Origin of the sequence: Sulfurimonas iocasae, assembly GCF_047716755.1 — a bacterium.
Classification (GTDB): domain Bacteria; phylum Campylobacterota; class Campylobacteria; order Campylobacterales; family Sulfurimonadaceae; genus Sulfurimonas.
The window spans coordinates 472366-485663 of sequence record NZ_CP180409.1 but is presented as its reverse complement, the minus strand read 5'-3'; the positions used below and the strand labels follow the sequence as shown (position 1 = coordinate 485663).

Genomic DNA, 13298 nt, shown 5'->3' with positions numbered 1-13298 from the left:
TTTACGCCTCTTCTTCAATAACCAGCTGAGCAACACCAGGGAGTGTCTTACCCTCTAAAAGCTCTAGAGAAGCTCCTCCACCAGTAGAGATAAAACTCATTTCATCATCAACACCTACCCGTTGAACAAGGTCAGCAGTATCTCCACCACCAACTACAGTCGTAGCATAACTATCTGCAACAAAGTGAGCTATTTTACTAGAACCTCTTGCAAATTTTTCCATCTCATAAACACCCATTGGTCCATTCCAAAGAATAGTTTGGACATCATTTAAACCTTCTCGATATAGTCTTACCGTAGCCGGTCCAATATCTAGTCCCATCCAATTATCAGGAATTTCTTGCGCTGTAACAATTTTACTAACTGCATCTGCAGAAAATTTCTCTGCTGCAATTACATCAACTGGTAAGTAAAATTTAACACCTAGTTTTCTTGCTTCATCCATAATATGTTGTGCATCATCTAAAAGATCATTTTCTACTAAAGAAGCCCCGATGTTATATCCCATCTGCTTTAGGAATGTAAATGCCATACCACCACCGATGAAAACTTTATCTACTTTAGGAAGCAGGTTTACAAGTGCTTCAAGTTTACCTGAGACTTTTGATCCACCAATAATAGCAGCAAACGGGCGAACAGGGTTATTAATAAGTTTACCAAAGAATTTTATCTCTTTTTCTAATAAAAAACCGGCTGCTTTGTGTTTATTGTCAAATAAGTGTGCGATACCTTCAACAGAAGAGTGAGCACGATGACTTACACCAAAAGCGTCATTGATATAAATATCTGCCATTGAAGCCAACTTTTTAGAAAGCTCTGCATCATTTTTTGTTTCACCTGCTTCAAAACGAAGATTTTCTAAAAGTAAAACTTCTCCACTTTTAAGTGCTGTTGCTTTAAACATTGCATCTGTACCAACAACATCCTTAGCCATAATTACATCTCTTTTTAGTAGATGCTGAATTCTTCTTGCTACTGGAACTAAAGAGTATTTTTCATTTACTTCACCATTAGGACGACCAAAATGAGATGCCAGAATAACTGCACAGTTTTGATCTAAACAGTAGTTTAGAGTTGCAATAGCTGAACGAATTCTTCTTTCATCTGAGATATTCCCAAATTCATCCATAGGCACATTAAAATCACATCTAATAAAAACTTTTTTACCTGCTAAATCTAATTTTTTTATATTTAATAGTTCCAATTTTTGTCCTATTTACTAATATGAAGAGCCATATCAATAAGTCTCATTGAATAACCCCATTCATTATCATACCAAGCCATAATCTTAACCATATCACCACCGATAACTTGAGTTAAGTCTTGGGCAACAATAGCGCTATACTCACATCCAACGAAATCTTGAGAAACTCTCATCTCTTTATCCATTAGCAAAAGACCTTTTAGTCTGTTATTCGCTGCTTCATTAAACACAGCAGTAACTTCCTCTTTTGTAGTGCCTTTTTTAACTACAACATTCAAGTCAACCATAGAAACATCAGGAGTAGGGACACGAACGCTCTGACCATGAAGTTTACCTTTAAGTTGTGGCATAACAAGAGAAATAGCTTTTGCGGCACCCGTAGTTGTTGGAATCATATTTATAGCCCCCGCACGAGCACGGCGTTTGTCTTTTGAATGCTTTACATCTAAAATATTTTGATCATTTGTATATGAGTGGATAGTAGTCATTAGACCCTTTTCAATCCCAAAAGCATCATCTAAAACACGGGCAATAGGACCTAAACAGTTTGTAGTACAAGAGGCGTTAGACACAATTTTCTGCCCCGCATATTTTTCTTCATTTACACCCATAACGAAGGTATCTGTTTGGGTATCCTTTGAAGGTGCAGAAAAAAGAACTTTTTCTACACCGTTATTTATATGAACTTGAGCAGATTCTTGAGTTAAAAACACACCTGTACACTCTAAAACCATATCAGCACCATAATCAGCAAAACTTAGGTTTTTAGGATCACGATCACTAAAAATTCTAATAGTCTGTCCATCAATATTAATGTTATGTTCATCAACTTGAACTATATCACTTGCGAATGTTCCGTGAACAGAATCATTCTTTAGTAGATAAAGCATCATATCCATACTTGCCATATCATTTATAGCTACAATTTCAACATCATTTCTTGTAGCTGCTATACGAGCCACACAACGACCAATTCTACCAAATCCATTAATTGCTATCTTAAGTGCCATTATATTTCCTAAAATTATAAAAATTGTATTATTTTATCTAAAACTAGATATAATTCGCTTTAAACTTGGGAACCCTATGGAAACTATTGCACTATTTGGCGGATCTTTCGACCCGCCACATATCGGTCATGAAGCTATTGTAAAAGCTTTAGTTAATATAAAAGAGATTGACAAGATTATAGTTGTGCCGACATTTTTAAATCCGTTTAAATCACGCTCTCATGCATCTCCTGAGCTAAGACTTAGTTGGATAAAAGAAATTTTTAACGAATATGATAAAGTGGAAATCTCAGACTATGAAGTTAGACAAAACAAAAGTGTCGCTTCAATTTTAAGTGTAAAACACTTTTTAAAAAAATATAAAAAAATCTATCTTGTCATAGGTGCTGACAACTTAGAGTCTCTAAACAAATGGGAAAGCTATAATGAGTTAAAAGAACTCGTTACATTCATTGTAGCCTCAAGAAATGGTATTGAAATACCAAAAGAGTATATAACTCTAAACATAGATGAAAATATTTCATCAACACAATTAAGAAGGAACACTTTGCAAAACAGAATAGAAAAAATCACCAACTCATTGGACAAAAACAAAGCTGAAAGTATAGAGGTTTTTGACCTAAGAAATAAGAATTATTTCGTAGAATACGCAATAATAGCTTCATCACTAGGTGTTAAACATACAACTGCTTTACTTAACCATCTTAAAGATGACTTAAAGCCAGGCGAAGTATTTAACAATATTGATGAGAGTGGAGATTGGATTGTAATTGATTTAGGTGATATACTTATTCATATTATGACACCGGAGTACAGAGTAAAGTATGACATGGAAACTTTTTTAGCTGGGCTTGCTAGCGGAAAAGAGGGCGAAGCTCTTTAAACCTCTAAACTACTTCCCTTAAAAGAAGTAGTTTCATCCAAAATAGTCATTGAAAAAACTATTTTTTCTTTTTCTCTTCTTCTTTATGTGTACTTTTTTCTTGCTTAGTCTCTTCATTTATATTTTCTAAGATATCTCTGTAATCATATATAGAATCAACATATCGAACAGGTTCACTTCCTCTAGCATATCCATGTTTAAGTGTTTTATAGTATCTCTTTTGGGAGAGTAAGGGCAGAGCCTTTTTCAAATCACTCCATATATTTTGATTAAGCCCCATTTTCTTAGTAAGTTTTTGGGCATCTTTAATATGACCCATTCCTATATTATAAGCTGCTAGTGCAAATTTAAGACGGTTCTCATCCTTTACCCCTTTAGGTATATATTTTAACATCTGGTTTAGATGCCTTGTTCCACCTTTTATACTCTGGTCTGGATTTAGACGATTTTTAACACCAAGAAGTTTTGCAGTTCTTCGAGTAAGCATCATAAGACCTCTAACTCCCGTAAAACTTTTAGCTTTTGGATTCCAGTGTGATTCCTGATATGACTGAGCAGCTAAAAGAGTCCAAGGAACACCATACCTAAGACCATACTTCTCAAAATATTTTTTATATTTTGGAAGTCTTGATTTTACACGTTTATAAAACATCTTAGTATTGTAGTAGTCAAAAAATAAAACATAACTATAGTAGTGATCTTTTAGTTGCGCTAATTTACCGCTTTGATTGTAACTGTTAAACCACGAGTACATATCTGCTTCAAGCTCTTTTGAACCTGGAGCTAAAACCCATGCCAATTGCTCTCGTTCGCTTACAACAAAAGCAAGTGCGATGCGAGGAAAATATCTCTGATTTAATGCATAAATATTTGAGTCTGCTATAGTACAGTCTATCTCATGAGATGCAACTTGTTCTAGTAGTTCTTCAGTTGATGATTCAGAGTCAAAGGTGGCATTTATATCATAACCATCTCCTTGAAGTGCCTTAATTGTTTCACTATAACTTGTACCCTCTCCTACTGTTATACGAAGTCCGGCAAGGTGCTCTACGTCTCTTGGGAATTTACCACTTCCCAACATCCCTCGATTACAGACAACTTGCTCTTGGACTTCAAAATATGACGGTCCAAAGTTAAATGTTTCTTCTCTTTCCTTTGTCTTAGCAAGGGATGCTGATGTGATGTGAATATGTGGCAATTTGGAAAATTTAATAGCTTCTTTGATTGTATTTGCTGTAGTAATATTTAGAGTAACACCAAGATGCTTGGCATAAGCATCTAACAAGTCATACTCAAAACCCTGTTCTCCATCTGTTCCTATATAATAAGTTGAAGGGGCATTTAGTAAAACAACATTAAGATTTTTTGTCCTTTTTATATCATCCAAAATAGATGGTTGCTCAATCTTTTTTCCTGGCTTATAGGCGGAATGACTCAGCCAGCCAAATGCAAAAAATGAGAATGCAAAAAAAACAACAAGTAAAATTTTAATATTTTTATCTATCATATTCATTACATCAGTTTACTAACAAAAACTTATGCAAAAATAAAACGATTAACACCGTTGTCATACTCATGTGCTAAAACCTGTCTATGTACCTTAAGTATAGAGTCAACAAGGTATAGACCTAAGCCAAAACTATTTTTTGAAGGATTTTCTTTCGTAAAGGGCTCTATATAGTACTGTAATGGATGAGCTATACACTCTCCCTTACTCTCAAAACACAACTCATTGTTAATCATCAAAATTCTCACATGTGCATCTGTAGAGTACTTGATGCCATTGTCTATCATGTTTTTAATGGCAGTTGTATATAGTCTGTAATTTCCCGTCAATTTAATACTTGCGTCTATTTCAAAACTAACACTGCTTCTATCAACCATAGCCATATCAATTGCACCATCTATAATATCAACAAGTCTATACTCTTTAAAGTCTCTCTTATCGCTTAGACTGGTAACTTCTTCAATAAGAGCAAACTCTGTAACAAGTGACTCCAATCGACCAAAAATAGAGCTAAAGCGATCTTTTTGTTTTTGTGAGTCTAACATCTGCGTAGCTATGGTACCTTTTGCAATTGGTGTTTTTAACTCGTGCATTATATTTCTTAAAAAGAGCGTTCTTGACTCTAACAGAGAGTTTATTTTTTCCCTTGTCGATTCAAGCTCGTTTGAGACTAGTGCTATCTCATCATATCCTCGAGTTTTAAATGAGATATTCATATCTCCATTTCCAAAAAGTGCTATCTTTCTTCTTAGACGAATTAAAGGTCGAAGTCTTTGCAATATCAACACAAATGAGATGGAAATTATAAGTATAATTGTTAAATATGAGTATGCAAGAGAGTAGTATGTATATGCTTTTAAACCTTCATCCTCAATAAGTACAGAACCTATAGGTCCCTCTATATGAAAGTATATGGTTTTTTTGAACTCGAGCATAGAGATTCTAACATCACGAACAATTTTATGGGTAAAAAGACCTTTTTGGTTGAGCATAATAGCTTCATCAACTCTTTGTAGATTTTTTTGTTTTAATATTTTTGCTTTTTTTAAAATTCTTTTTTGTTCACCCTCACCTTCTTCTATAACGAATTTATAAACTGCCAAATTTGCTTCAAGCATGATTTGTGAAGTTTTTTTCTGAAGGTGTTCACGATATATTTGAGTAATAGTTTCGTGCTTTGAAAATATATGTTCTATATATTGATGTTTATTTAGCTTATAAAACTCCCAAAAAACTGCACTAACACTAACTAAAGTAACGATTAGTGCAAAAAGTACAGTTATTAAAACAGCGCGTTGTCGCAATATTTGTCTCCTTAACAAAGAAAGCTTCCCATAAGGGTACAATGCTTCCTTTGTAAATTTCTCTTACTTAAGCTTTGCCTATTGGCAAGAGAAAATTATATAATTTATTTAAGTAGTTTGTATCCAACACCGCGAACTGACTCTATAAGAGTTTTATCACCTAGTTTATTTCTGATTCTTCCAACCATGACATCAATGCTCTTGTTTGATGAGTCTTCATTTATAGCATTTACATTATGAATTAAATCTTCTCTTGAGACTACAAGTCCTTGTTTTGCAATCATGTAAGCAAGTATCCCAAACTCTGCATTTGTCAAGTCTATATTTCTACTTTTATATGTTATCATCATAGATGAAGTATCACATTTAAAGTCACTCTTAGACTCTTCTTTTGCTTCAGACTTTGCTTCATATCTTCTAAGAACTGAGTAAATTCTAGCTTCTAGTTCTCTTGGATCATAAGGCTTTGGTAAGTAGTCATCAGCACCAAGTTCAAGTGCTTTTATCTTGTCTGTAACATCACTTCTTGCCGATGATATAATTATAGGAATATCTTGTCTCTCACGGATAGCTTCACATACCTCTAGACCATCCATGCCTGGAAGTGTTAAGTCTAAAATAACTAAATCAAATTTTTCTAATTTTAATATACTTACTGCTTTAAAAGGGTCATCTTCTGTAATAACCTCAAACTCAAACTGCTCAAGATACTCTGTCAGTATCTCAGCTAATTCTAAGTCATCTTCAATCATTAATATTTTTTTCATAGGTGAATTTTAACAGAGATAAACTAATAGCTGGTTAAGTCAGCAGCAAAGCTATATTATAAGCTATAAATGCAAGTCCATAAGCTGCAATAGATGTAAATGCTAAAAGATAAAAAAAGTATTTTATCCCTCCAGCCTCACGAGTAAATACTATAGATGCTGCTAAACATGGAAGATAAATCATAATAACAACTATAAATGCTACAGCAGATGCAAAAGGGATGTTTTTACTTATGGCATTTACCAAAGAACTGTCTTGCTCATTTACCCCATCACCTAAAGCGTAGAGTACCCCTAAAGTTGAAACAACAACCTCTTTTGCAGCAAGGCCAGTTTGAAGAGCGACACTCATCTTCCAGTCAAAACCTAATGGCTCAAAAATAGGTTCAGAAAATTTCCCTATTTGACCTAAGTAACTTTGTTCCAAATGAGCAACTGAGAGCTCATTTTTTAATGTTGTTTTTTCTTCTTCACTAATTACTTTTTCTATTTTAGTAGCATATTCTTCTTCTAAGACTAAATTATGTGGATAATTACTTAAAAACCAGATTAACATGGAAGCTGCTGCAATAAAAGTACCCGCTTTTTTCAAGTACATCATAGTCTTTGTTAAAACTGTATGCCAGATAAGCTTAGTCGATGGTAGTCTATATTTTGGCATCTCCATAACAAATGGCTCATCAGCACCTTTAAATGCTGTAAGTTTTAAAATCTTCGCAGCTATAAGACCAATCATAGCTCCACTAATATAAATAGCAAAAAGTATGTTACCTGCCATCTCAGGTGAGAAAAATGCACCTGCAAAAAGTACATAAACAGGAAGTCTAGCCCCGCAACTCATAAAACCGATGATAAAAAGAGTCAGCAGTCTATCTCGGTCATTTTTCAATATTCTAGCACTCATATAAGCAGGGATGGAACATCCAAAACCGGTAACTAAAGGTATAAACGATTGTCCATGCATCCCAAACTTATGAAAAAAACCATCAAGCAAAAATGCAACCCTTGACATATATCCCGTACTCTCTAAAAGTGCAATACCTATAAAGAGTATAATAATATTTGGAACAAAAAGGATAACTGCACCAACACCGGCTATTACTCCATCAACGATAAGTGAACGGACATCATCATTTGGTATTGTAGCTCCTACAGTATCACCAAACCAACCAAAGAATGCATCTATCCAGTCCATTGGGATTGAACCAATCTCAAAAGTCAGTTGAAACAGAGACCACATAAAAAATAGAAATATTGGGATACCGAAAAATGGATGAATCAATATATTATCTATTCTTTCTGTTAAAGTCTTTTCTTCGTCAACAGTTTCTTGTTTTAAAACCTCAGCAACTATACCTCTGTTAAATGAAGCATACTCTTCTGCAAATGCCTCTTTTATATCATCACTGTCATGATGGAGTTCAATATGTTTTGAAGCCTCGATTAAAATTGGTTGAAGTTCTGTCCAGATAGGATTATCATGTAGTTTTTCATAAGTTCTTTTATTATTTTTTAAAAGGTTAATTGCAACATTTCTGTACGAGTTTACAGCCTTATATTTATGTTTTCTAAGATACTCTATAATAATTGATATCTCTTCTTCAACCGGTTCGCTAAAAATTAGTTTTGAATCTTGTTTGAGCTGTTCTTGTATAGATACAATAGATTCTAGAAGTTCTTCAATGCCCTCTTTAGTAACGGCAGAAACTTTAACACAAGGAATCCCAAGTAGCTCTGACATATAAACAGCATCTATTTCAATGCCCTCTTTTTTAGCTTCATCACTCATATTTAGAGCGATTACCATGCTTTTACTCATGCTCATTAGCTCAGATGTAAGCTGAAGATTTTTCTCTAAATTTGTAGAATCTATCACATTGATTATTAGGTCATAACTCTCAGCGCAAAGGTAATCATGCGTTACTCTTTCCTCAATTGTATAATCCGTAAAAGCGTAAGTTCCCGGCAAGTCTACAACTGTAAAGTGATAATCTTTATAGTCAAATAGCACTTCAGTTTTATCAACAGTTACACCTGAGAAGTTTCCTACATGCAGATGCGCATTTGATACAGAGTTTATAAGCATACTCTTGCCAACGTTAGGCTGTCCAACTAGAGCTATTTTTATATGATTAGCTATTACCGGACAAGCTTTTCCATACATCTCAATCATATTTTTCAACTTCTATTAGCTCAGCTTCTTTTGCACGAAGTGCTATTCTCATTTTTCCAACTTTAACTTCTATTGTACTTTTTGCTGGAGAATATTCTAATACTTCTATAACTGTCTCTTTCATAATTCCAAATGAAATCAGTCTCTGCTTTAAATCAGTTGGAGCATTTAACTTCACAACTTTCACCTTACAAGCTTTTTTACAATCTTTTAATGTTTTCATATTATCAATTCTTATTATTATTTCATAATGATAACTAGTATCATATTAAGAACTTATTAAAAAGCGTAATTCATCCTCACAAGATATCTGTCAAATGTATTATTATCAACATCAGCTTCATAGTTAGTGTAAATAGCTTCAAAAGATAAATTCTCTCTTATCTCATATGTTATGATAGCATCTATTTCTCTTAATGTATGCACACTTCCATATAACTCACCGTAAACACCCTCAAGAACTAAACCATTTAAGCCAAAGTTTGAAAATTCATATCCAGCACCAAGTCTAAATGCTTCACTGTCTTTACGAACTGCTTCTGAGATAGCCTCTATTGTAGCTTCATCAAGCGAAGTATAGTAAGGTCCACCACCAAAACCATTTGTAATATACTTTCCATCTTCAACTAAAGCAATATTATAAGCTCCTGCTATAGATACCCCTTTATAACTTAAAATGCTCATTACACCTAGAACATCTCCAGCTACATTTGAACTTTTTAATTCTTCCATATGACTTGCCTGAACTCCATAGTTAAATAAAACATCATCACCCAATGGTACCACACCTACTACTTCTGTATAAACAATAGAACTCATTTCATCAATGAAGTTGTACCATAGAGATATTTCACTCTCTGGTGCATATTCATAGGTCAATGAGATTGTTGCCATACCAAAAGCATTCTCATTTACTAAGCTTTTAAAGGTATCTTGGGAGAGCCCTGCATCTTCATCTTGAGAATCATAACCAGCCCATCTATTTATAAACATTATCTGTGTTTTTAATTTGTCTGTATAGTCTATATTAGCCCATGCACCTTCAAAAGTATTTGGTGCCATACGAATATCATCACTATTTGCATATGGTGTCTCAACTTTAATACGACCTAATTTAGAGTAAACAAAATCATTTGAATAATTAATACTTGCTTCTGATATATATATAAATGAGTCTCTATCTGTATTAAAAAAGTCTTCATTTAGATCATTTTTATTTGGATTTGCAAACTCTAAATTTTGGGAAATATAGCTGGTGATATGAAATCCAACACCATGGTAAGTGGCCGTATTTATACCTATTTCTCCACCGATTGCACTGGCTTCTTTCTTCACTTTGGGACTAGTACTAATCTTGTGTGCACTATCTATATATGCCAATCTTATGTTTCCATAAGCATCTGCATAATTAAACATCTCATCAATAGTTTCTGCTTTTTCTGGAAGCTTCTTTGTTATCTCAAATCTTCCGACAGTTTTTGTATAAAATATACCATTTTTTTCCAGTTCTTTAAGCACTTTATCTACAATATCTGGTAAAATTTCCCCTTCATTGTTTAAATGTTCTGAGCCATCAACATGTGCCAAGAGAGTTGTTGTATTCAATATTAAACATGCCACTAAGCTTAACTTTACTAATCTATTCATTTTTTCCCTTTTTTTAAATGAGTGCCGTAATCAACTTATATTTTACTAAACTTTAAACTGCTCCATCTTAGTATTTAAACTTTCTGTCATAGAGTTTAGATGCTCAGAAGCGGCAGCAATTTCTTCTACACTTCTTGCATTTGAAGCTACAATAGTGTTAACATTATTAACATCTTTTGACATTTCACTAACCATTTTGCTCGTATCTTCAAAATCATTAACTGTTTTTTCACTAGAAATAGATGCCTCATGCATTACTTCCAATGTTTCATTTATTCTGATCTCAACATTTGACGATACATCGGCTAAGGTTTGAATTTTTTTCGAGTTAATATTCATTTGTTCACTTGCATCCGTAATTGACTGTACTATAACATTGATAGTTGCTTGTATCTCAACAAGACTTTTTTGTGTACGCTCTGCTAGTTTTCTAACCTCATCTGCAACAACGGCAAAACCACGACCATGCTCACCCGCACGAGCAGCTTCTATGGCTGCATTTAGGGCTAAGAGATTTGTCTGGTCTGCGATATCAGATATAACATTTAAAACCTGTTTCACCTGTTCAGCCTCGATGCTTAACTGATTTATTTTTTCAGCTAATTCAACTTCAATATTAGCACTCTCTTGAACATCCGCTGTTAAGCGAACAATCTCGTTTGTTGCATCATCTAGATTCTTATTTGCTGATATTGCATTTTTACGACTTATATTAGCTTCTGCTACTGAATTATCTATCTCTTGTGTTATCTCTTTAGCTTTTAGAGTTGTTTTCTTAACAATCTCCATCACTTCTTCTACTTTTTTTCCAACAAGTATAGAAGTTGTAGATAGTTCATGGGAAATGGATGAGTTTTCATTGGATGAGTGTTTTGCTTCTGCTATAAACCCTTTTATAACTTCAATAACTCCAGATAGGTTTTGCGCTATTTGAGCAATTTCATTTTTGCCCTTTAACTCTAATTTACTTGTAAAATCAAGATTTGACAACTTGTGTAAGTAAACATTTATCTCTTTGATTGAATTTAGTACTTTATTAATAATACCAAAAGCAATCATTACGATTAACATTACAAGGATTGAGAATATCAAGCTTTGAAGTGCAAATTCTTTTATACTATTATTTATCTCATGTGCAGCAATATCGGACTCTTTTTTATGCTCAACAATCCATACATCCAACTCTTTTGATAGTTTTGCAGCAAAAGGGTCAAGTTTTAGCATTAGTTTATTACCCTCTGCTGGACCATCTTTTACATATGAATTTGCCATCTCTATACCAATGTCATAATAGGACTGCATACTTACCTTAAACTCTTTAAGTTTTGCAACCATTTCATCTTCACCAAGCTCATCATGCATTCTAATTAATCTGTCCATTACCTTATTTGCTTTTACAAAATAGGCTTTAGCTTCATCAAAGCCATCATCAAAGCCTTCTGCTGCTCTGGTTGCAGAGACATCTGTCAACCACTGTTGTATCTGAACAACATTTAACTGTAACTCTAAAAAGTCAAGTAGATTAGGCAAAACCTCTTTTACCTGCTCATTAGATCTTTCTTCAATATTATTCATACTTGAATAATTTGAACTTATACTTAAAACCAAGACACTTAAAACTAAAGTTGCTACCCCAAGTAATATTTGTTTTATCTTAAAATTATTAATCCAATTCACATGTAATCCCTTAAAATAATTGTAATTAAGATAGTATTTAAAGTCATATTAATTCTATCTTAAGCAAAATCATTATTATTGTTTTCATGTGTTTTAATTTATTTCAACTTAACACTTACTGCTTTTTAAATATTTACTTGCTATAATTTCATTAAAAAAGATAATATATGAATTTTTTGTTTCAAGCTTCTTCTCATTTCAACCTAGCAAATCTTTTTACATTTGTGAACATAACAGCTGGTCTTCTTGCTACTTACTTTATTACTCAAAACAACTTTGTTCTTGCAATTGTTCTTGCTTGGATAGGTGGTGCTTTTGATATATTTGATGGCAAGATTGCCAGAAAATATAGTTTATCAAATGAGTTTGGGGTCCAGCTGGATAGTTTTGCTGACTTTTTAAGTTTTGTACTTGTTCCAGTATTTTTAATATTTCAAGCTGTTTATGCTTCTCAAACTGATGGTTTGCCGATGATTATTGCTGCTGTTATTAGCATCTACTATGTTATTTCCGGTCTTAGAAGACTTATACACTTTAACATTAATACAGATGCCGGTAATGTAGATAAATTTTTCACTGGCGTTCCTACACCTTTAGGTGCAATTTTACTCTGGTTAGTTTATCTGGGAAATGCTTATGAGTTTTTACCTGCTGTAATAGTTATGGCATTAATGGCTATCATTGGATGGAGTTTGAACTCTAAGCTAAAAGTTCCCCATCCTTAGGCAATAAATTCTACTTAGCGTTTACACCATATCTTCCTGAGCCAAGCAAAAACACAACTACAGATAAGATAAAATACAAAAGTGGAAGTTCAAAAACAGGTGCACCATGTTTATTTAACTCAAAAAGTGAGTTTCCATACGCTAAGAAGATTGCCATAAACATAGTAAATGCTAAGAACGTAGATGCGACTCTAGCATATAGTCCAAGGATTATAAATATAGGTACAACAACTTCACCTACGTAAACACCATAAGCTAAAAACTCAGGAAATCCTGCATTAGTTGTCAGATGCTTTACTCCACCGATGCCATTAATTATTTTTTCTACACCATGAAACAGCATCATTATACCAAGACTAAGTCTAATAATTAACTTTGCTATATCGTTATTTTGAAACATT

The 13298-nt window shown here is 33.5% G+C and carries 12 protein-coding genes; 2 read left to right on the top strand and 10 right to left on the bottom strand.

Annotated elements, in window-relative coordinates:
* Position 1 precedes the first annotated feature (1 nt).
* Together ACLHDE_RS02490 and gap are read right to left on the bottom strand one after the other, a co-directional pair.
* Positions 2-1204, bottom strand: coding sequence for a phosphoglycerate kinase (locus ACLHDE_RS02490; protein WP_415397586.1), 1203 nt, complete (start codon positions 1202-1204; stop codon positions 2-4).
* Positions 1205-1212: 8 nt separating this feature from the next.
* Positions 1213-2214, bottom strand: a complete 1002-nt coding sequence (gene gap / locus ACLHDE_RS02485; protein WP_415397585.1) for a type I glyceraldehyde-3-phosphate dehydrogenase — start codon at positions 2212-2214, stop codon at positions 1213-1215.
* A 76-nt stretch (positions 2215-2290) separates the two neighbouring features.
* Here gap and nadD point away from each other — a divergent pair, with 76 nt between their 5' ends.
* Positions 2291-3097: a nicotinate (nicotinamide) nucleotide adenylyltransferase gene (gene nadD, locus ACLHDE_RS02480; RefSeq protein WP_415397584.1), complete on the top strand. Its 807-nt coding sequence runs from the start codon at positions 2291-2293 to the stop codon at positions 3095-3097.
* A gap of 58 nt (positions 3098-3155) precedes the next feature.
* On the opposite strand, the gene mltF is transcribed toward nadD, so the two are convergent.
* The 7 genes from mltF to ACLHDE_RS02445 form a co-directional block, all read right to left on the bottom strand.
* On the bottom strand, positions 3156-4610 hold the full coding sequence (gene mltF / locus ACLHDE_RS02475; protein ID WP_415397583.1) for a membrane-bound lytic murein transglycosylase MltF: 1455 nt from the start codon (positions 4608-4610) through the stop codon (positions 3156-3158).
* 23 nt (positions 4611-4633) lie between these two features.
* Positions 4634-5908 (bottom strand): ArsS family sensor histidine kinase, encoded by a 1275-nt coding sequence (locus ACLHDE_RS02470; RefSeq protein ID WP_415397582.1) that lies wholly within the window; start codon positions 5906-5908, stop codon positions 4634-4636.
* Positions 5909-6012: 104 nt separating this feature from the next.
* Positions 6013-6675 (bottom strand): response regulator transcription factor, encoded by a 663-nt coding sequence (locus tag ACLHDE_RS02465; protein ID WP_415397581.1) that lies wholly within the window; start codon positions 6673-6675, stop codon positions 6013-6015.
* Between the two features lie 34 nt (positions 6676-6709).
* Entirely contained in the window at positions 6710-8848 is a 2139-nt protein-coding gene (gene feoB, locus ACLHDE_RS02460) for a ferrous iron transport protein B (RefSeq protein WP_415397580.1), read from the bottom strand.
* Complete coding sequence (locus ACLHDE_RS02455; protein WP_415397579.1) at positions 8841-9071, bottom strand: FeoA family protein; 231 nt, start codon at positions 9069-9071, stop codon at positions 8841-8843. Before ACLHDE_RS02455 ends, feoB begins: the two co-directional genes overlap by 8 nt.
* Before the next feature lie 56 nt (positions 9072-9127).
* Complete coding sequence (locus ACLHDE_RS02450; RefSeq protein WP_415397578.1) at positions 9128-10495, bottom strand: OprD family outer membrane porin; 1368 nt, start codon at positions 10493-10495, stop codon at positions 9128-9130.
* Positions 10496-10540: 45 nt separating this feature from the next.
* Complete coding sequence (locus ACLHDE_RS02445; RefSeq protein ID WP_415397577.1) at positions 10541-12172, bottom strand: methyl-accepting chemotaxis protein; 1632 nt, start codon at positions 12170-12172, stop codon at positions 10541-10543.
* A gap of 167 nt (positions 12173-12339) precedes the next feature.
* On the opposite strand from ACLHDE_RS02445, the gene ACLHDE_RS02440 reads away from it, so the two are divergent.
* A complete protein-coding gene (locus ACLHDE_RS02440) occupies positions 12340-12897 on the top strand; it encodes a CDP-alcohol phosphatidyltransferase family protein (protein ID WP_415397576.1) in 558 nt (185 codons plus the stop codon).
* A 10-nt stretch (positions 12898-12907) separates the two neighbouring features.
* On the opposite strand, the gene ACLHDE_RS02435 is transcribed toward ACLHDE_RS02440, so the two are convergent.
* Complete coding sequence (locus ACLHDE_RS02435) at positions 12908-13297, bottom strand: DoxX family protein (RefSeq protein ID WP_415397575.1); 390 nt, start codon at positions 13295-13297, stop codon at positions 12908-12910.
* Between the last annotated feature and the right edge of the window lies 1 nt (position 13298).

Coding starts and splice junctions, on each gene's coding strand:
- gap (WP_415397585.1), bottom strand. CDS start 2,214: ATGGCACTTAAGATAGCAATTAATGGATTTGGTAGAATTGGTCGTTGT.
- nadD (WP_415397584.1), top strand. CDS start 2,291: ATGGAAACTATTGCACTATTTGGCGGATCTTTCGACCCGCCACATATC.
- mltF (WP_415397583.1), bottom strand. CDS start 4,610: ATGAATATGATAGATAAAAATATTAAAATTTTACTTGTTGTTTTTTTT.
- ACLHDE_RS02465 (WP_415397581.1), bottom strand. CDS start 6,675: ATGAAAAAAATATTAATGATTGAAGATGACTTAGAATTAGCTGAGATA.
- feoB (WP_415397580.1), bottom strand. CDS start 8,848: ATGATTGAGATGTATGGAAAAGCTTGTCCGGTAATAGCTAATCATATA.
- ACLHDE_RS02455 (WP_415397579.1), bottom strand. CDS start 9,071: ATGAAAACATTAAAAGATTGTAAAAAAGCTTGTAAGGTGAAAGTTGTG.
- ACLHDE_RS02450 (WP_415397578.1), bottom strand. CDS start 10,495: ATGAATAGATTAGTAAAGTTAAGCTTAGTGGCATGTTTAATATTGAAT.
- ACLHDE_RS02440 (WP_415397576.1), top strand. CDS start 12,340: ATGAATTTTTTGTTTCAAGCTTCTTCTCATTTCAACCTAGCAAATCTT.
- ACLHDE_RS02435 (WP_415397575.1), bottom strand. CDS start 13,297: ATGTTTCAAAATAACGATATAGCAAAGTTAATTATTAGACTTAGTCTT.